At 50.2% G+C, this 21,643-nt stretch carries 21 protein-coding genes; 17 read left to right on the top strand and 4 right to left on the bottom strand.

Annotated elements, in window-relative coordinates; genetic code table 11:
- Nucleotides 1-49: 49 nt before the first annotated feature.
- The 3 genes from KQJ23_RS14340 to pduL all read left to right on the top strand — a co-directional run bounded on the left by KQJ23_RS14340 (nt 50) and on the right by pduL (nt 3,370).
- Nucleotides 50-1,825 carry a 2-oxoacid:acceptor oxidoreductase subunit alpha gene (locus KQJ23_RS14340; protein ID WP_216479564.1) on the top strand — a complete coding sequence of 592 codons (1,776 nt, stop codon included), beginning with the start codon at nt 50-52 and terminating at the stop codon, nt 1,823-1,825.
- Nucleotides 1,812-2,678, top strand: a complete 867-nt coding sequence (locus KQJ23_RS14335; RefSeq protein WP_216479563.1) for a 2-oxoacid:ferredoxin oxidoreductase subunit beta — start codon at nt 1,812-1,814, stop codon at nt 2,676-2,678. Before KQJ23_RS14340 ends, KQJ23_RS14335 begins: the two co-directional genes overlap by 14 nt.
- Before the next feature lie 119 nt (nt 2,679-2,797).
- Nucleotides 2,798-3,370 carry a phosphate propanoyltransferase gene (gene pduL / locus KQJ23_RS14330; protein ID WP_216479562.1) on the top strand — a complete coding sequence of 191 codons (573 nt, stop codon included), beginning with the start codon at nt 2,798-2,800 and terminating at the stop codon, nt 3,368-3,370.
- Nucleotides 3,371-3,439: 69 nt separating this feature from the next.
- Here pduL and spoVAD read toward each other — a convergent pair whose 3' ends face one another.
- Genes spoVAD through KQJ23_RS14315 form a run of 3 tightly spaced genes read right to left on the bottom strand, consistent with a single transcriptional unit; the run spans nt 3,440 to nt 5,819 of the window.
- Entirely contained in the window at nt 3,440-4,456 is a 1,017-nt protein-coding gene (gene spoVAD, locus KQJ23_RS14325) for a stage V sporulation protein AD (RefSeq protein ID WP_216479561.1), read from the bottom strand.
- A gap of 2 nt (nt 4,457-4,458) precedes the next feature.
- A complete protein-coding gene (spoVAC, locus tag KQJ23_RS14320) occupies nt 4,459-4,944 on the bottom strand; it encodes a stage V sporulation protein AC (protein ID WP_216479560.1) in 486 nt (161 codons plus the stop codon).
- Between the two features lie 14 nt (nt 4,945-4,958).
- Complete coding sequence (locus KQJ23_RS14315) at nt 4,959-5,819, bottom strand: DUF421 domain-containing protein (RefSeq protein ID WP_216479559.1); 861 nt, start codon at nt 5,817-5,819, stop codon at nt 4,959-4,961.
- Between the two features lie 197 nt (nt 5,820-6,016).
- On the opposite strand from KQJ23_RS14315, the gene KQJ23_RS14310 reads away from it, so the two are divergent.
- The 10 genes from KQJ23_RS14310 to KQJ23_RS14265 all read left to right on the top strand — a co-directional run bounded on the left by KQJ23_RS14310 (nt 6,017) and on the right by KQJ23_RS14265 (nt 17,364).
- A complete protein-coding gene (locus KQJ23_RS14310; RefSeq protein ID WP_216479558.1) occupies nt 6,017-6,223 on the top strand; it encodes a DUF1657 domain-containing protein in 207 nt (68 codons plus the stop codon).
- 225 nt (nt 6,224-6,448) lie between these two features.
- On the top strand, nt 6,449-8,032 hold the full coding sequence (miaB, locus tag KQJ23_RS14305) for a tRNA (N6-isopentenyl adenosine(37)-C2)-methylthiotransferase MiaB (RefSeq protein WP_216479557.1): 1,584 nt from the start codon (nt 6,449-6,451) through the stop codon (nt 8,030-8,032).
- A 47-nt stretch (nt 8,033-8,079) separates the two neighbouring features.
- Nucleotides 8,080-8,541: a YlbF/YmcA family competence regulator gene (locus KQJ23_RS14300; protein ID WP_249529780.1), complete on the top strand. Its 462-nt coding sequence runs from the start codon at nt 8,080-8,082 to the stop codon at nt 8,539-8,541.
- A 145-nt stretch (nt 8,542-8,686) separates the two neighbouring features.
- Nucleotides 8,687-9,079, top strand: a complete 393-nt coding sequence (locus KQJ23_RS14295) for a PaaI family thioesterase (protein ID WP_216479556.1) — start codon at nt 8,687-8,689, stop codon at nt 9,077-9,079.
- Between the two features lie 80 nt (nt 9,080-9,159).
- The gene (locus KQJ23_RS14290; protein ID WP_216479555.1) at nt 9,160-9,939 is read left to right on the top strand and encodes an NUDIX domain-containing protein; all 780 of its coding nucleotides are present in this window, start codon (nt 9,160-9,162) and stop codon (nt 9,937-9,939) included.
- 153 nt (nt 9,940-10,092) lie between these two features.
- Nucleotides 10,093-11,547, top strand: a complete 1,455-nt coding sequence (locus KQJ23_RS14285; protein ID WP_216479554.1) for a nicotinate phosphoribosyltransferase — start codon at nt 10,093-10,095, stop codon at nt 11,545-11,547.
- A 272-nt stretch (nt 11,548-11,819) separates the two neighbouring features.
- Entirely contained in the window at nt 11,820-12,827 is a 1,008-nt protein-coding gene (locus tag KQJ23_RS14280) for a 2-oxoacid:acceptor oxidoreductase family protein (protein ID WP_216479553.1), read from the top strand.
- Between the two features lie 266 nt (nt 12,828-13,093).
- A complete protein-coding gene (locus tag KQJ23_RS14275; RefSeq protein ID WP_216479686.1) occupies nt 13,094-15,400 on the top strand; it encodes a thiamine pyrophosphate-dependent enzyme in 2,307 nt (768 codons plus the stop codon).
- Between the two features lie 49 nt (nt 15,401-15,449).
- Nucleotides 15,450-16,463 carry an acrylyl-CoA reductase family protein gene (locus KQJ23_RS14270; protein ID WP_216479552.1) on the top strand — a complete coding sequence of 338 codons (1,014 nt, stop codon included), beginning with the start codon at nt 15,450-15,452 and terminating at the stop codon, nt 16,461-16,463.
- Nucleotides 16,464-16,836: 373 nt separating this feature from the next.
- Nucleotides 16,837-17,364, top strand: a complete 528-nt coding sequence (locus KQJ23_RS14265) for a hypothetical protein (RefSeq protein WP_216479551.1) — start codon at nt 16,837-16,839, stop codon at nt 17,362-17,364.
- 90 nt (nt 17,365-17,454) lie between these two features.
- On the opposite strand, the gene KQJ23_RS14260 is transcribed toward KQJ23_RS14265, so the two are convergent.
- Nucleotides 17,455-17,964 carry a MogA/MoaB family molybdenum cofactor biosynthesis protein gene (locus KQJ23_RS14260; RefSeq protein WP_216479685.1) on the bottom strand — a complete coding sequence of 170 codons (510 nt, stop codon included), beginning with the start codon at nt 17,962-17,964 and terminating at the stop codon, nt 17,455-17,457.
- 198 nt (nt 17,965-18,162) lie between these two features.
- On the opposite strand from KQJ23_RS14260, the gene KQJ23_RS14255 reads away from it, so the two are divergent.
- The 4 genes from KQJ23_RS14255 to KQJ23_RS14240 all read left to right on the top strand — a co-directional run bounded on the left by KQJ23_RS14255 (nt 18,163) and on the right by KQJ23_RS14240 (nt 21,313).
- Nucleotides 18,163-19,200 carry a CobW family GTP-binding protein gene (locus KQJ23_RS14255; RefSeq protein ID WP_216479550.1) on the top strand — a complete coding sequence of 346 codons (1,038 nt, stop codon included), beginning with the start codon at nt 18,163-18,165 and terminating at the stop codon, nt 19,198-19,200.
- Nucleotides 19,201-19,323: 123 nt separating this feature from the next.
- Nucleotides 19,324-19,659, top strand: coding sequence for a four-helix bundle copper-binding protein (locus KQJ23_RS14250; protein ID WP_216479549.1), 336 nt, complete (start codon nt 19,324-19,326; stop codon nt 19,657-19,659).
- 69 nt (nt 19,660-19,728) lie between these two features.
- Complete coding sequence (locus KQJ23_RS14245; protein ID WP_216479548.1) at nt 19,729-20,628, top strand: S-layer homology domain-containing protein; 900 nt, start codon at nt 19,729-19,731, stop codon at nt 20,626-20,628.
- 91 nt (nt 20,629-20,719) lie between these two features.
- Nucleotides 20,720-21,313: an S-layer homology domain-containing protein gene (locus KQJ23_RS14240; protein WP_216479547.1), complete on the top strand. Its 594-nt coding sequence runs from the start codon at nt 20,720-20,722 to the stop codon at nt 21,311-21,313.
- Nucleotides 21,314-21,643: the final 330 nt, after the last annotated feature.

Genomic DNA, 21,643 nt, shown 5'->3' with positions numbered 1-21,643 from the left:
CACTTATTATATTTCATTTTTGTGCGATCCAATAAAGGGGTGGGCGATCTTGATTAGTCAATTGTCTTGGAAGATCGGTGGGCAGCAGGGAGAAGGAGTAGAAAGTACTGATCGAATCTTTTCAACGGCTTTAAACCGGCTGGGTTATTATCTATATGGTTATCGTCACTTTTCTTCAAGAATCAAAGGCGGGCACACAAATAACAAAATCCGGATCAGCACAAGTCCGATCCGCTCGATCTCGGATGATCTGGATATATTGGTCGCATTCGATCAGGAGACGATCGATCTAAATTCGCATGAGCTGCATGGCAACGGCGTAATCGTGGCGGATGCCAAGTTCAATCCCGTTGTCCCGGAAGGTGTAAACGCCAAGCTGTTTGCGGTGCCGATTACCAGCATTGCTGAAGAGCTGGGAACCTCGCTGATGAAGAACATGGTTGCTTCCGGCGCCTCCTGGGCGCTCCTGGGGTTGCCGCTTGAAGTGTTTAACAAAGCGGTCGAGGAAGAATTCGGACGCAAGGGTCTTGCCATCGTGGAGAAGAACGTGGAGGCGGTTAAACGGGGCGCAGACTATGTACTGGAGCTCGCGGGCGGTCCGCTCGACCAGTTCAAGCTGGAGCCTGCGGATGGAAAGCAGAAGCTGTTTATGATCGGTAACGATGCGATCGGCCTGGGCGCCGTTGCAGCGGGATGCCGGATTATGAGCGCATACCCGATTACTCCAGCTTCGGAGATTATGGAGTACTTGATCAAGAAGCTGCCGAAGTTTGGCGGCACCGTCATCCAGACGGAGGATGAGATTGCGGCGGTAACCATGGCCATCGGCTCCTCTTATGCCGGCGTGCGCAGCATGACAGCCTCGGCAGGACCGGGTCTCTCTCTGATGATGGAAGCGATCGGCCTTGCAGGTATGACCGAAATTCCGGTCGTCATTGTGGATACACAGCGCGGCGGTCCGAGTACAGGACTTCCTACAAAGCAGGAGCAAAGCGACATTCATGCGCTGATCTACGGAACACATGGTGAAATTCCAAAGATTGTGCTCGCTCCAAGCTCGATTGAAGAGTGCTTCTATGATACTGTGCAGGCCTTCAACTTAGCCGAGAAATATCAGGTTCCGGTCATTCTTGCGACCGATCTGCAATTATCTCTGGGTAAGCAATCCTGCGAATTGCTGGATTATGAGAAAATTCAGATCGAGCGCGGTTACATCGTAAAGGATATCCCGGATCGGGAAGATCAGAGCATGTTCAACCGTTATGCCTTTACCGAAAGCGGCATTTCACCGCGGGTGCTGCCTGGCGACAAGAATGGCATCCATCACGTGACCGGGGTTGAGCATGATGAATCAGGCCGTCCATCGGAAAGTCCTGTGAACCGCAAGAAGATGATGGATAAGCGGCTCCGCAAGCTTGCGAAGCTGGAGGTTGAAAATCCGATCCATCTGCATGCTCCGCATGCGGAGCCGGATTTGCTGATCGTGGGTATGGGCTCTACCGGTGGGACAATCGACCAGGCTCGTCTGCGGTTGAACGGGGAAGGGATTACCTCCAACCATATGACCGTTCGTCTGCTTCATCCGTTTCCGGCTGAAGAGGTTCGCGCACAGATGGCCAAGGCCAAGAAAATCGTTGTATTGGAAAATAATGCGACAGGTCAACTGGCGAATCTGATCAAGTTGAATGTTGGATATCACGATAAAATTGTTAATGTTCTGAAATACGACGGCAACCCGTTCCTGCCAGCGGAGATTTTCGAACGCTGCCAAGAAGCGGCCGGGATCAAAGCACAGGAGGAGTTGGTGAAGAATGGCAACATTTAAGGATTTCCGTAATAACATCAAGCCGAACTGGTGTCCTGGATGCGGGGATTTCTCGATTCAGGCGGCGATCCAGCGAGCGGCGGCGAATGTCGGCCTGGAGCCGGAAAGTCTTGCCGTTATCTCCGGTATAGGCTGCTCTGGCCGGATTTCAGGGTACATTAACGCTTACGGTTTGCATGGCATTCATGGTCGTGCGCTTCCGATTGCGCAAGGCGTGAAGCTGGCTAACCGTGACTTGACTGTAATTGCCTCCGGCGGGGACGGCGATGGGTTCGCCATCGGGATGGGACACACTGTCCATGCGATTCGCCGGAATATTAATATCACTTATATTGTTATGGATAACCAGATTTACGGTCTGACGAAGGGACAGACCTCGCCGCGCAGCGGTGAAGGCTTTAAGACCAAGAGCACGCCGGAGGGTGCGGTAGAGACGACACTGTCCCCCCTGGAGATTGCGATTGCGTCAGGAGCAACCTTTGTAGCCCAGTCCTTCTCAAGCGATATCAAGCAGTTGACGTCCTTGATCGAGCAGGGCATTCAGCATGAGGGCTTCTCGCTGATCAACGTATTCAGCCCCTGCGTTACCTTTAATAAGGTTAATACCTATGATTGGTTCAAGGAGCATATTATTAATCTGGATACGGTTCCGGATTATGATCCAGCTAACCGTGCGATGGCGATGGGCAAGCTGATGGAGACCGGAAGCATGATTACCGGCCTGATCTATCAGAACCGGGAGAAGAAGAGCTACGAGAATCTCATTCATGGATTCAAGGCGGAGCCGCTGGCACATCAGCCGTTGAATCTGGAGAAGAATGAGTTTGACAATCTTGTTGCAGAATTTGTATAAATCCTGAAAAGATGTCTGTATTTGCAGACATCTTTTTCATTTTGGCTAAAATAGGTGTATAATAAGTAACGATGTGAATCGTCATCGATACAGAGAATATACGAGGAGTGTTATCACAAATGAGCAAAATTGTACCAGTCGGCGTATCAGCGCGTCACATTCACTTGACGCAAGAACACATTGAGGCACTGTTCGGCCAAGGCTATCAGTTGACCGAATTCAAACCATTGTCCCAACCGGGCCAATTCGCTGCTAATGAGACGGTAGCGGTAATCGGTGCTAAGGGGCAATTCGACAAGGTTCGTATTTTGGGACCTGCACGTCCGGCTTCCCAATTGGAGATTTCCCGTACGGATTCCTTTGCAATCGGCGTGAAGGCACCGGTTCGTGAATCCGGCAATATCGACGGAACACCTGGCGTTAAGATCAAAGGCCCTGCTGGCGAAATAGAACTTCAAGAAGGCGTCATTGTTGCCGCTCGCCATATTCATTTTCATACCTCGGACGCTGAGAAGTGGGGCATCAAGGACAAGCAGCTGCTGAAGGTTCGCTTGAGCGGCGAACGCGGCTTGGTCTTGGAGAATGTCATTGCCCGCGTATCCGATAATTTCGCACTTGATATGCACATTGATACGGATGAAGCAAATGCGGCCGGCGCTAACAATGGCGACACGGCTGAGATCGTAGACTAATAACGATACACGGAATATCAAGAGGCACAGGAGTATAAAGCTCCTGTGCCTCTTTGTCATGGTTTAGGACTATCCGCCCCGCTCGATGGCGACTGCATGTGCGATACAAGGGATGCTCTCGCCTTGCTGGAAGGATAAGGGGGAGAGTAGGGCGCCGGTAGCGACAACCAGAATCCGGTTCAATTCACCGGATCGGAGCTTTCGGAGCAAATGCCCGTAAGTGACGACGGCGGAGCATGCGCATCCGCTTGCTCCTGCCTGTACATTTTGCTTCTCATAGTCATAGATCATCATGCCGCAATCCTTGTAGGTCGTCTGCTTGATAGGAATGCCGTGCCGTTCGAGCAGTTCATTGGCAATCTCATAACCAACCTTGGATAAATCTCCGGTGACGATGAGGTCATAATAGGACGGCTCGATTTGTAAATCACGAAAATGTGCCTGAATCGTATCGACGGCTGCCGGAGCCATGGCCGCCCCCATGTTGAACGGGTCGGTGATCCCCATGTCGATCACGCGCCCCATGGTAGCGGATGTCAATACGGGGGAACCGGCAGGGCCCTCTAGAGAAACAACAGCAGAGCCTGACCCTGTAACCGTAAATTGGGCAGTAGGGGGCTTCTGTGAGCCGTATTCGGTGGGGTAGCGGAACTGCTTCTCGACACTGGCGTTATGGCTGCAGGTGCCTGCCAACGTGTAGTTGGCGCCTCCGGAATTAACAACGTAAGCGGCCAGCGCCAAGCTCTCCATCGAGGTGGAGCATGCACCGAATACGCCGATGTAGGGGATGGCGAGTGTTCTGGCGGCAAAGCTGCTGCTGATGATCTGGTTCATTAAGTCCCCGCCGAAGAAAAACTGGATCTGCTCCTTGGTCAATCCTGCGTGTTGAATCGCCAGGGATGCGGATTCCTCCAGTAGCTTTTTCTCGGCTTTCTCCCAGCTGTCCTGGCCGATGTACAAATCTCCGTGGATGACATCAAAGTCATCGCCCAGAGGCCCCTGTCCTTCGAAAGGTCCTACAACGGTTGCGGTACTTATAATTTTGGGACGTCCGGCAAAGTGCCAGCTTTGATGTCCTTTTAACATCGTTAATGACCTCCTGCATAACCGGGAACGAAAATCGCGTAAATGATCCCGATAATAAATGCGGCGACCGTGCCAAAGACGATTACCGATCCGGCAAGCTGAAACATACCTGCAGCTACGCCGAGGACGAGCCCTTCCGGGCGGTGTTCAATGGCGCTTGAGGCCATAGAATTAGCAAAACCGGTTACAGGTACAGCGGTCCCTGCACCGGCCCATTGAGCAATCTTGTCATAGACGCCAAAGCTCGTCAGCAGAACGGACGCAATGACCAGCACGGCAACCATCGGACCTGCCGCATCTTTGTCGCTGAACCCGCCAAAGTGAACAAATGCTTGCCGGATACATTCTCCAAGCAGACAAATGATTCCGCCGCTAAGGAATGCCTTCAGGCAGTTGGCTGCTATCGGCCGCTTTGGTTCGATATCCGCAGCCAGTCTTTGATACTGCTGCTGCGTGGGCGTCAACTTCTTGTTTTTCTTTTTTGCCATTGTCTTATTCTCCTTTATTGCGTGAGCAGCGGTTTCATCTGGGTGATCACGGTGAGCAGCTTCTCCGAGCATTCGCCGTACATTTGCTTGGCTTCTGCCTCATCGGTGGATAGCGCGAACAGCTCCAGATCGGCTTCGCATTTTTTCAGCTGGGCATAGAGAGAGGCCCTCTCCTGGGGCTCAGGAATCTGAACCATGTCATCGTACAGATCGACATACAACTGGCCAAAACTGTCCACTTGCGCAATATTGACATTGTCCAGAGATACACCCAGCTTCTCCAGCTCGGTATGCAGCCACTGACGGGAATACCCGCTTGTTGCAAGAGGCTCGTCCATGATATTTCCATCAACGATAACCGTCTGCGGTTCTTGCTCAGGAGCGACCTTAACGCCCAGGCTGGAGGGGGTAATCGGCTGATATTCTTTCTTGAGCAGGGCGTTGATCTCTCCGTCGGGCTCAATCACGGCGAATTCTACCTGGGCCGCTTGGAAAATACTCTTTTTTCGCAGTTGTTCCAGCAGTTCATCGTTGGTCAGCTTTTCTTTCTTCAAATTTTCTTCGAGAATTTTGCCGCCCTTAATCAGCACTGTTGATTTGCTATCGATCCAGTTCCTGGCCTTCACACTCTTGATCTGTAAATACTCGATCCCTAGGGAGACTAGGAACCAGACACCCATCGAGATTAAGCCGAGCGACCAGTGGTTATCGACATCGACGGACAGATAGGCGGTAATACTGCCGATGGTAATCCCGGTTACGTATTCAAAGAAGGACAGCTGGGATATTTGCCTCTTGCCGAGCAGTCTTGTCAAGATAAACAGCACTAGGGCTGAAGCCAATGTTCGAACTACTACTTCTAGCCATAACGGCATAACAAAAGCCCCTTTCATCACCACGTCGCAAAATGTTTTTCTGTTCCGATTAATCCAATTATGTGTAAGGGGAGAAGCTTTTATCTATAAAGTCAAAAAGTAAATTTATGTAATGAATAACATTATTATGCTTAGGGTACATTATGTCTCGGTCAGTGGTGGAAAGGACCAACAGTTCATAAAGGTGGTGAAGCAAAATGACGGTAGCATCTCAGGTCAAGACAACACTTGCCTCTTTGAAGAGCGCCCAAGCCAGCTTGGAGCAGTTTGCTCTAGGCACGCAGAATCAGGAGGCCAAAACATTGTTCACCAATGCGGCGGAACAAGCCCAACAAATTGTTACGCAAGTCGAGAGCCGTGTTCAGCAGTTGGAAAATGAAGAGCCGCAATATAAAGGCTTCTAAATTTTGCGCATAGAATTGAAGTAAGCACAAGGAAGGCCCGTGGCAACAACGGGTCTTTTTGCTGCGCATTCCGTTCCTCCAACTTCAGGTTCCCGCAACCTTTTCGGTACTGAAAAGCTGACTTTTTGAACTCGCGGTTATATGGTATAATTTTTAATTGATATGTCTAATTATTGGATATTCCAGATCGCTGGGGATTTTACGAAATAAAAGGGTGTGAACAGCATGACGAAGGGGAGCCAGCCTCCAGCAGACTTAAAATCTGCCAAGGACAAGGATTACTCCAAGTATTTTGACTTTAAGGACGCTAAGATCATTTCTGAAGATGAGCATGGGAAGAAGATCCGGATCCGCGGACGAGATATCCAGATTTTATCGGAGCCGAATCAACGGAAGGAAAAGCAGCGCGGCAAGGAAGATGTGCAGGTGCATTACGACCATGCGGTGCCTGAAGAAATGCAGGGCATCGGGATCGGCAAGCATTATATCGTCTATACCTTTGGCTGCCAAATGAACGAGCATGACTCCGAGACGATCAAAGGAATGCTGGAGCAGATGGGCTACCGTGCGACCGAGGATCGGAAGGAAGCGGATATTATTCTTTTGAATACCTGCGCGATCCGCGAAAATGCGGAGGATAAAGTATTCGGAGAGCTTGGACATTTGAAGCATCTAAAGACCGAGAAGCCAGGTCTCCTGCTGGGCGTCTGCGGCTGCATGTCGCAGGAGGAAGGCGTGGTCAACCGGATTCTGCAAAGACATGGCTTTGTGGATATGATCTTCGGAACTCACAATATTCATCGTCTGCCGCACTTGATTCAGGAAGCGCTGTTCAGCAAGGAAATGGTTGTCGAGGTCTGGTCCAAGGAAGGCGACATTATCGAGAACCTGCCGAAGAAGCGCGAGGGCATGCGGGCGTGGGTCAATATTATGTATGGCTGCGATAAGTTCTGTACGTACTGTATTGTGCCGTTTACCCGAGGCAAGGAAAGAAGCCGCAGGCCGGATGACGTGCTTGCCGAAGTTCGGGAGCTTGCCCGTCAAGGGTTCAAGGAGATTACCTTACTGGGACAGAACGTGAACGCTTATGGCAAGGATTTTACCGATATCAGCTATACCTTTGCCGATTTGATGGATGATATCCGGAAAATTGACATTCCGCGCGTTAGATTTATGACCTCCCACCCGCGGGATTTTGATGACCGGCTTGTGGAGGTATTGGGAAAGGGCGGCAATCTGGTTGAACATATTCATTTGCCGGTTCAATCGGGTAGCAGTGAAGTATTGAAGAAGATGAGCCGGAAATATTCCAGAGAAGTATTCCTGGAGCTTGTCCGGAAGATCAAAAAGGCGGTTCCGAACGTCGTGTTGACTACGGATATTATCGTAGGGTTCCCAGGAGAAACGGACGAGCAATTTGAAGAGACACTTTCGCTTGTTCGGGAGGTTGGATTTGATTCCGCATACACCTTCATTTATTCTCCGCGCGAAGGCACGCCGGCAGCTGCAATGGTCGACAATGTACCGATGGAAGTTAAAAAGGTCAGGCTGCAGAAGCTTAACGAAGTGATCAATGATTATTCCCGTCAAAGCAACGATGTGATGGTGGATCAAGTAGTTGAGGTGCTGGTTGAAGGCGAGAGCAAGAACAATTCCAACGTCTTGTCCGGGCGGACCCGCAGCAACAAGCTGGTTCATTTCGAAGGCGGTTCGGAGTTGATCGGACAATTTGTCCAGGTTAAAATAACGGATCCGATGACATGGTACATCAAGGGAAGCCTGATTCCCGAAGCGGTAACTTCGGCCTAGTGCCGGGTCCTTTCATGCAGGTATGATCAAATAAGGAGGGAATTCCTTTGGGAGAGCAACATCAGCATCAGGAGTTTACGGATTGCGGTATTCCAACGTATGATTCACGCAACCTGGTCATTCGTGATGATATTATGACCAAGGCCAAAGAATTGGCAGGCCTGATAGGAACAAGCGAGGAGGTTCGCCAATTCCAGAAGGCTGAGCATATGATTCAACAGCATGAGCGGATTCAGCAGCTGATCTCCACGATCAAGAAGAAGCAGAAAGAGGTTGTTGCTTTCGAGAGCTTCCAGAACAAAGCGATGGTGGATAAGATCGAGCAGGAGATCGCCGAGCTTCAGGATGAACTGGACGGCATCCCGCTGGTTACTGAATTCCAGCAGAGTCAGAGCGATATTAATTACTTGCTGCAGCTCGTTATTACAGTGATCCGGGATACCGTCTCGGAGAAGGTAAACGTGGAAGCAGGGAGCGAGCCGGCAACGACTTCCGGTTATGGGGAATGAATTTCAAGTCGGTGCGGAAGATTTCTTCCGCACCTTTTTGATGAAAATCAATTCAAATCAAATATAACCTCTAAATATTACATAAAAGACTACAGACACAATAGTTATGAAAAGGGCCTGTAGCGGACAGGAGGCAGGTCTTCGCATGGAATGGAAAGAAATTATGGATAAGGAGGAGCGCTCCTTCTGGGGGCTCCTGGGTATGGAGCTGATTTCGGCGGACAAGCAGATGGTGGAGATCGGGCTGAACGCTGACGAACGCCATTTGAACTCGATGGGCATCGTTCACGGAGGCGTTCTGTCGGCAATGATGGATCAGTCGATGGGGACGCTGGTAGGAGCCGTCAAGGGAAGGCTGGGTGTCACGACGCATTTAAATGTCCAGTTTTTGTCGCCGATGCATAAAGGTATACTGAAGGTATCTGCATTTCCATTGCACGAAACTTATCGTACAATGACCCTTAGGGCGGAGGTGCGGGATGCCGAAGGAGTATTGGGCTGCATCTCGACGGCAACGTTCCGTGTGCCGAAAGCCTGAAATATTCCAACAGTTTATGAAGGAAGCGACTGCGAGGAAGATCTGCGCAGCGTTTATAACTCACAGATGTGGTGATAAGGATGAGTAGTGGAGAGCGGCCGAAGAAGCCGATGAATGAAGTGAAAAAGTACCGGACACCGGATGGAATTCCGGCAGATATTGTGATGTTCACATTGACCCGGCAGGAGCGAAAGGCGGTCACCAAGTCGCTGCCCCGCTTTGACCTTAAGGTGATGCTTATCCGACGCAGAAGCTGGCCGTTTGCCGGCGCATGGGCATTGCCAGGGGGCTTTTCCCAGGAAGACGAGTCTTTATATGAGACCGCCAGACGTGAGCTGAAGGAAGAAACCGGAGTTGATGGCCATCATCTCGAATATTTGGGGGTCTACAGCAAGCCAGGACGTGATCCCCGCGGTTGGATTATCTCTCATGCCTTTTTCGCTCTCGTCGAGGAATGGGTGCTTGAGAAGCGGCAGTCGGCGGATGATGCTCAGGAGGTAGGTTTGTTTACCATGCAGGAGGCATTGGAAGAACTGGATCTAGCGTTCGACCATCGCGAAATTCTGGAGGATGCCTACCGCCGGATTCAGGCGCAGATGCTTCAGACAACGATTGCGAAGCAGTTTCTTCCTCCGCAATTTACACTCGGCGAGCTTTACCAAGTGATCCAGACGGTAGTACCTGATTTTGCCGAATTGAACTTTATTCGAAAAATCACATCTACCCGCAGCCGCCAGGGCATTCTGGAGGAAGTGCTGGATGAAGGGGGGAAGCCGATGCTTTCCAATCAGTACTCCCAGCGTCCTGCGCAATTGTACAGATTTACTGACTTCACGCCGCAGTTATCTATCTATACTTAAAATTGTGAGTTCGAAAGGCCAGCTTTTCAGCACCGGGAAGGTTGCGGGAACCTGAAGAAGGAACGGAGTGTAGGCAGTACCTACATGAGCGAAATGCTTCCAAAGGAAGCATACTTCTTAACAGCACATGTTCAGTCAAGGAGGAGAAGAACCATGCAGAGCGAAAGCCTGGCGCTTCATACAGACAAATATCAGATTAATATGATGTATGCCCATTGGGTCCATGGCACCCATCTCCGCAAGGCGGTATTTGAGGCGTACTTCCGGAAGCTTCCGTTCGGGAACGGTTATGCCGTGTTTGCCGGACTGGAGCGGATTGCTAAATATGTGGAGCATTTGCGTTTTACAGAAGAAGATTTGAGCTACTTAATGGAGCAGGAAGAGAATTACGATCCCGCATTTATTGAGCTGTTGAGAAACTTCCAGTTTCGCGGAACGATCCTCTCCATGCAGGAGGGCGATCTTTGCTTCCCTAACGAGCCGCTGATTCGGGTGGAAGGGACGATTCTGGAGACGCAGCTGATCGAGACTGCACTGCTTAATTTCATGAATTATCAGACATTGATTGCTACAAAGGCATCGAGAATCAAGCTGGTTGCAGACAAGGATGTCCTTCTGGAATTCGGAACGCGCAGAGCCCAGGAAGCGGATGCTGCGGTCTGGGGCTCTAGAGCGGCATATATAGCCGGGTTCGATGCTACTTCGAATCTTCTGGCCGGCAAAATGTTCGGTATCCCTACGAAAGGTACCCATGCCCATTCCTGGGTGCAAACCTTCGGATCGGAGCAAGAGGCGTTTGAGGTGTTTGCCAAGGCTTTGCCTGATCAAGTCTCCTTGCTGGTCGACACGTATGATACGTTAAATAGCGGGATACCTCATGCGATTAAAACCGCAGAGCTGCTGGAGAAGATGGGCAAGCGGCTCGGCAGCATCCGGATTGATAGCGGTGATTTGGCTTATCAGTCCATTCAGGCCCGGCAGTTGCTCGATGAGGCGGGCTTGTCTTATGTCAAGATCGTTGCATCCAATGATCTGGATGAAAATACAGTCTTTAACCTCAAAGCCCAGGGTGCGAAGATTGATACTTGGGGAATTGGGACACAGCTGATCACCGCAGCAGATCAGCCTGCGCTTGGCGGTGTTTACAAGCTGGTGGAGCGCGAGCTTGACGGGGAGATGGCTCCTACGATCAAGATCTCTGGCAATCCTGAGAAGGTGACTTCGCCGGGCAAGAAGGATGTCCTGCGGATTGTAAGCAAGGAGAGCGGAAAAGCGATTGCAGATTATATTTGCCTTCCGCATGAGCAATTGGCCCGTGAGGGGGAGAAGCTGCGTCTGTTTGATCCGGTGCACCCTTACATGAAGAAGACGGTCAGCAGCTATGAGGCTGTCTCCATGCTGCGACCGATCTTTATAGACGGCGAACGGGTCTATCAATTACCCGCCCTCCAGGAAATTCGGCAGCACCATCGGGATCAGTTGAACATGTTCTGGCCTGAGTATTTGCGTAAGCTGAATCCGGAGATCTATCGGGTTAATTTGAGTCAGGAAGCCTGGGAATTGAAGCAGCGAATGATTGAAGAATATATGAGCCAGCTGGACGAGTAATCCGGCCGGCTTTTTTTATTTCTCGGGAAAGCGCAGGAATCGAGATTTTTAGCCCATTTCAAACGGAGAATTCGACATTCTGTGATTTTTATGACATCTGCGCAATCGTGCCTGATTTGAGATTGTCCATATGACATTTGTTACATTCGTCACACCACGATTGTGATAAATTGAAACATTAATCAAGGGTTATTTTTGTGTGACTAATTTAACTATGTTAATCGTGTAATCGTATTTCATTCGCAGCAGCGAAGAAGGGAGTCGTCGGACTAATGGTACAACTGCCGAAGCTCAATCAACTTGGTTTTTTTGAAATTCGTTTGGAGTCGATCGGAGGACTTGGCGCCAACTTGGCAGGCAAAATGCTTGCCGAAGCAGGAGTGGAGGGGGCCGGTCTTGGAGGCGTAAGCTTCTCTTCCTATGGATCGGAGAAGAAGGGTTCGCCGGTCAAGGCGCATATCCGGTTTTGTGATCTGAAGACCCCGATCCGCGATACGTCGCCGGTAGAGCGCCCGCATATGGTAGCTATTTTTCAGGAGGCGCTTTCAAAGACGGTGAATGTGATCAGCGGCATTTACGAGGACAGCACCGTATTGGTTAATTCCAAGAAGACGCCGGAGGAATTGAAGGAAAAGCTGAAGCTGGTTGGCGGAACGATTGCGGTCATTGATGCCACCGGAATTGCATTGGAAGAGAATAACAAGGTGAATATGGCGATGCTGGGGGCCATGTTCCGTCTCTGTCCATTTCTGGACCCCGAGACGATGAAGACGGTCATCCGCAAGTCGCTGGAGAAGAAGTACCCCGGAGCCGTTGCACCGGCTTTGGCAACCTTTGAACGCGGGTATCAAGAGGTTGAGATTCAGACCTTTAAGCTGCCGGAAGGAATCCAGATGCCGGAATTTGTTCGGTCGGACACGCCGGTGCTCGGATATGAAACCCAGCCGATCGGCGGTCTGGTTATCAATCCGGGCAATAGCATGCTGAAGGATCTGAGTATCTCCCGCTCAGGAATGCTTCCTCATTTCAAGTCAGAGTCCTGTATTCACTGTGCCCAGTGCGACAACGTCTGCCCGGACAATTGCTTTGTCTGGGAGGAGCTGCCTGATAAGAAGGGGCGTCCTCAAATGTTCTTGATGGGCATTGATTATCAATACTGCAAGGGCTGTTTGAAGTGCATCCATGCTTGTCCGACGGACGCGCTGTCCGGAGAACGGGAAGAAGATGGATACGGCGAACAGTACCGGGTGCCGCATTTGTTTGATCTGGTGAATCAATAGAGGTTGTTCAAAAGTCATCTTTTGATCACGAAGTAATTCATGAGGTTAATTCGACATCGAATCTTGCGCTCACTCTAGAAGTCCGAGCGGATGCTTACGAGGTATGCTTCCTTTAGAAGCATTTTGCTCATGTAGGTTTTGCCTACACTCCGTTCCTCCTTCTTCGGGTTCTCACAACCTTCTCGGTGCTGAAAACCCAACTTTTTGAACACGAATCAATAGGAACATTTCTAGGAAAAAAGAAAGGCGGTATACCAATCATGGCGATGAATTTGGATCAAGAGCATGAATTAACCCATGGAACAGTAGAGCAGCGGGTTGTATATGAGTCAGGCAACGAAATGGCGGCCTATGCCGCAAGTCAAATCAATTATCATATTATGGGATACTTTCCGATCTCGCCTTCAACGGAGGTAGCGCAATTCCTTGATCTTATGAAGGCAAATGGCCAGCATGATATCAAACTGATTGCCTCTGATGGCGAGCATAGCTCGGCAGGAATCTGTTATGGCGCCTCCACGGCAGGCGGACGTGTATTTAACGCCACAAGCGCCAACGGGTATATGTATATGCTGGAGCAAATGCCGGTACAGGCCGGCACCAGATTTCCGATGGTCATGAACCTGGTCTGCCGCTCGGTCTCCGGGCCGCTGGATATCCACGGTGATCATTCGGACTTGTATTTTGCCTTGAACACGGGCTGGCCGATCCTGATGTGCCGGGATCCGCAGTCGGTCTATGACATGAATATTATTGCGCTCAAGCTGGCTGAGGATCCAGAGGTGCGATTGCCGGTGCTTGTGGCGTCGGACGGTTATTTTACCTCCCATCAAAAGCGGCGTGTGAATACTTTTGCCAACAGTGAAGATGTGCTCAAGTTTGTTGGAGAACGGCCGCCGGCCGGGTTCCCGCATACGCTGGATCGTAATAATCCGATTACGGTCGGACCCTACATGAACGAACCGGATTATATCAATAACAAATACCAGCAGTCCCAGGCGATGTACCGTGCGGAAGCGGTATTTGAACGGATTGCCGATGAGTATGCAGCGCTGACCGGCAGAAAGTACAGCATGCTGGATACGTATCGGATGGAGGATGCCGAAGTAGCGGTATTCCTGATGAACTCGGCTTCCGAGATCATCAAGGACGTGGTTGATGATCTGCGTCGGCAAGGAATCAAGGCCGGATCGATTGCGCCGAATGTCATCCGTCCCTTCCCGCAACAACAAATTGCGGATGCCCTGAAGCATGTCAAGGCGGTTACAATCGGAGACCGGGCAGACTCTTACGGCGCTTATGGCGGTAATATAAGCAATGAGATCAAGGCTGCGCTGTTTACCCATGGCAACCATACTACCCAGGTTATTAGCCGCGTGTACGGACTGGGCGGTAAGGAGTTCTATGCCGAAGACGGCATGCATCTGTTCGAGCTGGCGATTGAAGCCGCCAAACAAGGCCGGGTTGAAGTGCCATTCGATTATTATGGACATACGCCGGGAAATCCGGATGTGGCGCCAGCTCGGGTACTGAATCCGCTAAAATTCGAGGATCTGAAGACAGGGCTTATCACGGTGACAAAAAATGAAGAGACCGGCAAGCTCGGCGTGCGGATCCCGCCGCTGCGGGCGCTGACGAAGAAGCCGAAGCGGATTGCTCCGGGGCATGGCGCTTGTCCGGGCTGCGGCATTTTCTCGGGCTTGGAGCTGTTCTTTAAAGGGATCGAGGGAGATATTGTTGCCCTGTTCCATACCGGCTGCGCGATGGTTGTTACGACCGGCTATCCTTATTCCTCTCATAAAGCGACTTATATTCATAACCTGTTCCAGAATGGCGCGGCTACGCTGTCCGGTGTTGTCGAGATGTTCTGGGAACGCAAGCGGCGCGGAGAGCTCGATGAGCTTGGCTTGAAAGATGACTTTACGTTTGTCATGGTTACCGGCGACGGCGGGATGGACATCGGGATGGGGCCGGCGATTGGCGCAGCATTGCGGAATCATCGGATGATCATTGTCGAGTACGATAACGAAGGATATATGAATACCGGAGCACAGCTCTCTTATTCGACTCCGCTCGGACACCGGACCTCGACGTCCAATATCGGTACCGTACAGAAGGGAAAGGTATTCCATCACAAGGATACACCGCAAATTATGGCGGCTACCAATATCCCTTACGTATTTACCGGCAGTGAAGCTTACCCGCAGGATTTGGTCAAGAAAGCGGCCAAGGCGCAATGGTACGCACAGAACGAAGGACTGGTCTATGGTAAAATATTGATAGCCTGTCCACTGAACTGGATTACGAAGGATGATCAGGGTACAGAGATCGTGGATGCAGCGGTGAATTCCTGCTTCTTCCCGCTGTATGAGGTCGAGCATGGTCAGACAACCATTACCTATAATCCAGAGGATAAAGACAAGCGGGTGCCATTGACTGATTGGCTGAAGACCATGGGCAAGACACGTCATTTGCTCAAGCCTGAGAATGAAGCTGCACTGCATGAATTTGAGCGTGAAGTGAATCGCCGTTGGCAAATCCTGCTGACCAAACATGAGCATCCTTTGCTGTAGTCTTCGGCCGGGCATGTAAGGTAGAAGAGAAGCAAAAGGAGGATTTACCGTGGAGAAGGAGTATTTTCGCGCGTTCCGTGTTCATAAGGATGAATCGGAATTTCGCACAGGCATCGAGCAGATTGCACTCAGCGATTTGCCGGCAGGAGAGGTATTGATCGAGGTTCACTATTCAAGCGTGAATTATAAAGACGGACTGGCTTCACTTCCAGACGGGAAAATTGTTCGGCGCTATCCGTTTATTCCGGGAATCGATCTGGCGGGGAAAGTGCTCGCCTCTGACGATGAACGGTACAAAATCGGTGACAATGTAATTTGCACGGGGTATGAATTGGGTGTTAGTCATGAAGGCGGATATTCGGAAATTGCCCGGGTTCCTGCCGATTGGCTGGTGCCGCTTCCCCCGGGACTGACAGCCTTTGAAGCGATGGCGATCGGTACAGCCGGATTCACGGCAGCTCTGTCCGTGCAAAGACTGCTGGCTAATGGCCTGACCCCGGACTCCGGTCCGGTATTGGTGGCGGGGGCTACCGGAGGCGTAGGCAGCATGGCGGTATCGATACTGGCTAAGCTCGGCTTCAAGGTGACGGCCGTCACAGGCAAGCCAGCGCTGACTGACAAGCTGCTTGGCTTGGGGGCTTGCCAGGTGCTTAGCCGTGAAGAAGCAGCCTCCGGAGCAAAGGGCGCATTAGGCAAAGAGCAATGGGCTGCCGTCGTAGATCCGGTTGGCGGAGCCTTTACCGGTGATCTACTGAAAAGTGTCTCTTACGGCGGGTCCATCGCTGTTTCGGGGATGGCTGCCGGAGGGCATTTTGATACCACCGTATTTCCGTTCATCCTGCGGGGGGTAAATCTGCTGGGTATTGATTCGGTATTTTGTCCAATGCCGCAGCGCCTGGCCCTGTGGGAGCTGCTGGCAGGAGAGTGGAAGCCGGTAACAGCCTTGGAGGAGTGGACCTCCGTTTATCAGCTTGATCAGCTTCCGGAAGCCTTATCGAAAGTGATCGACAGTAAGGCGGTTGGCCGTCAGGTAATTGCTGTAAAGAGTGATTATATAGATTGAACTAAAAAACTGCGTATAATGGGCATAAGTGTGGGGTGTTACAAGCTTTCTGTAAGAAAGCTGCTTCGGAAGCATAAAGCGTCAGCGCTCGCCTTTGTGAGTGGATTTCTACCGTATAATAACTTAGTTCAATCAGAGAAATCCGCGAACAACAGCGGTCGTAAGAACACTCCACACGTTGCCCTCTGAACGTAAAACTTATTAATTCAACCTATATAGAGCAGCGTTAGAGGCTTGATTCTGGGCGTATGCACAGGATCCAGGCCTCTTCTTGTATTTGGCGATGATTTTCTCGGCATAAATATTAGCAGAATTACACACGCTAACCCCAATTATTGGATGGATTGCCCATCGAAATAAAGGAGGAATCAGGATGCCGAGAAGATGGACGCTCATCATGATTGCCACGGTACTATCCCTAACGGTCGCTTCTGGATGTGGGGCGGGAGCTAAGCAAATTGCCGCCAGAGAAATGGACAAGTACAGCATGAAAAGCGCCAAGGAAGGTAAACTCAGACAACGAAGCAGCGGGGTAACGCTGAACGGGCCTTTTTTGAAGACAATTAAGGAAGAATGCCGGAGGAGAGGAATCGCCCTGACTCATGAGACTTATTCTGAAGGCTTTGAGGGAAATCTGAGCTATAGTTATTTTATCAACGGGAGTGCAAAGGATTACGTGATCGTTCACATCTATCCAAGTGAACAGGAAAGAATTCGGCAAATTTCAGAATTATATAGAGGGAAGAGCCGGAATAAAGCACTGGAGCAAGAGGAGACAACGGTGATTTCGGAGCGGGGGAAAACGGCGCTGGTGTATACTTCAAGCAGGACCGATAAGAGCGATTACAGCTATGATATCAAGGCGGCTTTTGAGCAAGCTCTGGACCAGATGACCCGATAAGGACGCAATCGATTCCACATGATTCATTCGCAATCCCTCTGACCAGAGTTTGTTTCCGGACAGAGGGATTGCTTTGTTGGACGATGATTGCTACTTGTTCAATTCTCTAATGACATGCCTTAATTCAGGAAGAATAATCTTTTCCATGGCCAGCTTAACGGCGCCTTGAGAGCCTGGCATGGAGAAGATAGCGACATTTCCGATGGTGCCGGCAATAGCCCGGCTTAATATCGCCGCGGCGCCGATATCCTCCGTATAACTCAAGTAACGGAAAATTTCGCCAAAACCCGGAAGCTCCTTGTTCAGCAGACTGCGGACGGCCTCAAACGTATTATCCCTCGGGGCAATGCCCGTGCCGCCATTGAGCAGAATGGCCTCCACCTTACGGCTGGATACGGCTTCTCTCAGCAGTTGGCGGATACCGTCATAGTCATCCTTAATGATTCTGTAATCAACAACCTCATATTCTTGGCTATGCAGCAGCTCCTTCGTAAGCTGCCCGCTGTAATCATTCTCTGCGACGCGGGTGTCAGATACCGTCACGACCAGGCACTTCACTTGCTTGGGCGCTTCCCGCCGATGTTCATCAACCGATCTCATCATGGTGTAATCCTCCAATAAGTAATTTTTCTTATATAAGAGGTAGTTCAAAACTTAACTTTTTGAACACTCACTATAACTATCTTATCACAATGGGTTGAAAGAAATGTTAGGTGTTTGCAGGTTGCGCGAAGCCTCTTATTGGTGTAAACTCGCTTTCATGGAAAAGGATGCCGAAAAAACGGAGGTTATAATACAATGCAGGAATTATTGCATGTACAGGCTACGCCTGTTTACATATTGTCAGGATTTTTGGGAAGCGGCAAAACGACTTTATTAGGCAAGTTGTTATCCTATTGGAAGAACCAGGGGTTAAAGCCTGCGGTGATTATGAATGAGATTGGCGAGGTGAATCTCGACGGCCTGGCGGTGGGTCCTGATGTCCCGATGGCCGAAATGCTGGATGGTTGTATTTGCTGCAGCATTCGGGCAGACCTCAGCATGGAGCTTTATGAGCTGATCCAGAATGAACGGCCTGATCTTGTAATCATTGAAGCAACAGGGGCCGCCAATCCGATGGAGATTTTTGATGCAGTAACCGAGGCTTCCCTCTATTTGAAGCTGGACATTAAACCGATGATCACCGTTGTGGATACCGCTTATTTTTCGGAGCTGTATGCTTCCCAGCAGGGGAAGACCTATCGTCTGATGATGGAGCAAATTCGCTGCGGTTCCGTGCTGGTCATGAATAAGCTGGATCGGCTTAACGCCGAGCAGCAAAAGGAGGCCAGGGAGCTGCTGATGAAATTGAATCCGCACGCCAAGATCTTTGAAGCGGTACGCTGTAATGTGAACCTGGATGAGTTATTAACGAACAGGACTGTCGGCGAGCCTCATGCTTCGGATCATCATCAGCATGGCAAATGCGGACATGAACATCCTCATGGCGAGCATTGCAATCATCCGGATCATCATCACACCCATCACTCTCACAGTCATGTGACCGTCTACACGCATTACTTCAAGGCAGCGGTCAATAGCGTCCAGTTTGAGCGATTCATGAAGGAGCTTCCAAGAGAAGTATACCGGGCCAAGGGAATCCTTCATTTTTCCGATACATCCAGTCGTTTTCTGTTCCAATATGCTTATCGCGAGAGCGATTATTTGAAGATTACACCGCAGGGGCAAGTGCCCGATGTGGCTGTTTTTATTGGTGAGCATTTTGACCAGGAGCTTATCCGGGCCGCTCTGGAACAGCTGGATCAAGAGGGCGCGGAGATTAAGCATGCGGAATAAAAACCTGCGAGTGATTGCAATCTTCTGTTGATTTGTGCTTGCTGTTCGTTTCAGGATTAGGGTAAGACGGTTATACATGAATGAGTGTTAGGAACTGAATAAAGACATCGGGAGGAATCTGCCATGATTCAGGAAAAATACCGTGAATGTATTGAAGCATGTCTCGCATGTATGAATGCGTGTAACTATTGTTATGTATCCAGCCTGAAGGAATATGAGCTTGCTATGCTGCGGGAATGCATTCGACTGGATCGAGAGTGCGCGGATATTTGTGCCTTTGCTGCCGAGGCCCTGTCGCGGAATACTCTCTTTGCGCTAGAAATCAGCGCATTGTGCGCCAAAGCCTGTGATGCATGTGCGGAGGAATGTGAGAAGCATAGTCATGATCACTGCCGCCAATGTGCGGAGGCATGCCGCCGTTGTGCGGATGCTTGCCGCCAAATGATAGGTGCAGCTTGATTAACCTTGTCAGGGAAAATTTGCAACCTTTTCGGAGAAGGCCGCGTCTTGGGGATGAGGTGATTAAAAATGAAAAAAAATAAACTTAAAATTACAGCGGCTCTTTTGATGTCAAGCTCTCTGCTTCTTGCCTCCTCAGCGTCAGCTTTCAGTGATGTGAAAGGCAAAGACAGTACCATCACTGAAGCGCTTCAGAAGAAAGGGATCGTCCAAGGCGTTGGCAAGGATAAGTTTGCCCCTCATGGCAAATTGACCGGAGCTGAAGGCGTGTACATGATCATTAAGGCACTTGGTCTTAAAGCAACAAATGATGATGCTTCATCCAAGAAATATCATCAGTTCAAGCAGCCATGGTACAGTGAGGTCAAGGCAATTGCCGAAGATAATGGAATCAAGCTGCCCGAGAAGTTCAGCTGGACTTCCGAGCTTACCAAGGAGCAATTCGCCTACATCCTGGATCAAGCGGTTAACGCCACGGGCAACTATCCGCTGATCAAAATTTATATTGATGTGAAGGATGCAGACCAGGGAAATGTCCTGTATTCCGGAAGTATCCAAAGACTTCTCGTGATGAAAATAGCGGAGCTGGATGATAACGGAAAATTTTATCCAACAGCTTCAATGACAAGAATTGAAGCAGCGCGCATGGTGTATAATGCCGCTCAATTTATAGAGAAGCAGAAGGAATTGGAGCAGCAGCAGAACAATCGAGTCAGCTACGCTGTCACCAAGGTGAATGATCAGGTGAACAAGGTTGTATTAACTCGTTATGAGCAGCCTAATCCTGGATATGGAATCCGGGTAGCCAAGGTAGAATTCACCAAGGACAGCAAGGCGATCATCCACTACGAGCTGCTGTCTCCGGACCCGGATATGATGTATCCGCAGGTGATTACAGATAGCCAGACTGAGACCTTTATTTCCAGCGGCTACAGTATCGAAATCAAGGAAATGAAGGAAACCAAATAAATACCAGCTTAATTAGAGCGAGGGTTCTCTAACCGAGATGTTTGAAAAAGCCGTCTTTTTCCGTTGCTATGCGGGAAGGCGGCCTTTTTGTGTGCGGAAACAGTGGGTTGTAAAGTATCAGGTTAGTCCAGGAGTTCCGGACGGGGTTCCGGTATGGATGAAGAAAGACGTCGCTGCTATTCTTGCCAAGCAGATGGTTAGCTCGTCGGAGGCCAAGACTTACCGGGCAGACCAGAAGATTACCCGGGCAGAGTTCGCATCGCTGCTGGTCCATGCGCTCGGCCTGAATTTGGACTCGGGGGCATTGACGTTCACAGATGTCGGTGCGAATCACCTGTCGTCGAGGGAGATTGAAGCGGCGGTTGAGCACGGTTTGATCAAAGGGAGAACCTCTGATATCTTTGATCCTTCGGCGTTGATCACACGCCAGGAGATGGCGGTTATGATGGATAATGCCGTTTATTTTGCCGGTAAACGTCCCGGTTCGGACGCCTCCATGCTTGCCGGATTCAAGGATCAGTCAGAGGTGTCGGTCTTTGCAAGGCAGTCGGTAGCAAGATTGCTGGAGCTGCAGATTATCAACGGAGTCTCCGCTACCAGCCTTGCGCCAAAATCTCATGCGACAAAGGCCCAAGCGGCCGTTGTGGTCATGAGAATGCTTCGGGTGTTGGAGTTGAGCAAATAGGCATTTTCCTAAAAAAATAGGGCCCTCCCAAAAAGACTTAATCTGGGGGAGGCCCTATTTGTGTTAATAGATTGGCATGGCATATTTGCAGGAAAATGCGTAACAGCGAGGGCGAGTTAGAGGGGGCAACGTGTGAAGAGTTGCTATGATCGCTGTTGTTCGCGGATTTCTCTGATTGGACTAAGTTCTAACAAGGGAGAAATCCGCTCACAAAGGCGAACGCTCCGCTTCTTCACAACCCTTCACACTTATGCCCTGGTTACTTCGCCTTTGGGTTCAACTGCACTGCAGTCTGCACATAGCTATGCCTAAGCTGCATAGCAATAACTG

This window comes from Paenibacillus brevis, assembly GCF_018919145.1.
GTDB classification, from domain to species: domain Bacteria; phylum Bacillota; class Bacilli; order Paenibacillales; family Paenibacillaceae; genus Fontibacillus; species Fontibacillus brevis.
The sequence above is the reverse complement of the archived record's forward strand: the minus strand, read 5'-3'. Positions and strand labels throughout refer to the sequence as shown.

Bases quoted from the DNA above. Each gene is read 5' to 3' on its own strand.
- KQJ23_RS14335 (WP_216479563.1), top strand. From the start codon at position 1,812: ATGGCAACATTTAAGGATTTCCGTAATAACATCAAGCCGAACTGGTGT.
- pduL (WP_216479562.1), top strand. From the start codon at position 2,798: ATGAGCAAAATTGTACCAGTCGGCGTATCAGCGCGTCACATTCACTTG.
- spoVAD (WP_216479561.1), bottom strand. From the start codon at position 4,456: ATGTTAAAAGGACATCAAAGCTGGCACTTTGCCGGACGTCCCAAAATT.
- spoVAC (WP_216479560.1), bottom strand. From the start codon at position 4,944: ATGGCAAAAAAGAAAAACAAGAAGTTGACGCCCACGCAGCAGCAGTAT.
- KQJ23_RS14315 (WP_216479559.1), bottom strand. From the start codon at position 5,819: ATGCCGTTATGGCTAGAAGTAGTAGTTCGAACATTGGCTTCAGCCCTA.
- KQJ23_RS14310 (WP_216479558.1), top strand. From the start codon at position 6,017: ATGACGGTAGCATCTCAGGTCAAGACAACACTTGCCTCTTTGAAGAGC.
- miaB (WP_216479557.1), top strand. From the start codon at position 6,449: ATGACGAAGGGGAGCCAGCCTCCAGCAGACTTAAAATCTGCCAAGGAC.
- KQJ23_RS14295 (WP_216479556.1), top strand. From the start codon at position 8,687: ATGGAATGGAAAGAAATTATGGATAAGGAGGAGCGCTCCTTCTGGGGG.
- KQJ23_RS14290 (WP_216479555.1), top strand. From the start codon at position 9,160: ATGAGTAGTGGAGAGCGGCCGAAGAAGCCGATGAATGAAGTGAAAAAG.
- KQJ23_RS14285 (WP_216479554.1), top strand. From the start codon at position 10,093: ATGCAGAGCGAAAGCCTGGCGCTTCATACAGACAAATATCAGATTAAT.
- KQJ23_RS14280 (WP_216479553.1), top strand. From the start codon at position 11,820: ATGGTACAACTGCCGAAGCTCAATCAACTTGGTTTTTTTGAAATTCGT.
- KQJ23_RS14275 (WP_216479686.1), top strand. From the start codon at position 13,094: ATGAATTTGGATCAAGAGCATGAATTAACCCATGGAACAGTAGAGCAG.
- KQJ23_RS14265 (WP_216479551.1), top strand. From the start codon at position 16,837: ATGCCGAGAAGATGGACGCTCATCATGATTGCCACGGTACTATCCCTA.
- KQJ23_RS14260 (WP_216479685.1), bottom strand. From the start codon at position 17,964: ATGAGATCGGTTGATGAACATCGGCGGGAAGCGCCCAAGCAAGTGAAG.
- KQJ23_RS14255 (WP_216479550.1), top strand. From the start codon at position 18,163: ATGCAGGAATTATTGCATGTACAGGCTACGCCTGTTTACATATTGTCA.
- KQJ23_RS14250 (WP_216479549.1), top strand. From the start codon at position 19,324: ATGATTCAGGAAAAATACCGTGAATGTATTGAAGCATGTCTCGCATGT.
- KQJ23_RS14245 (WP_216479548.1), top strand. From the start codon at position 19,729: ATGAAAAAAAATAAACTTAAAATTACAGCGGCTCTTTTGATGTCAAGC.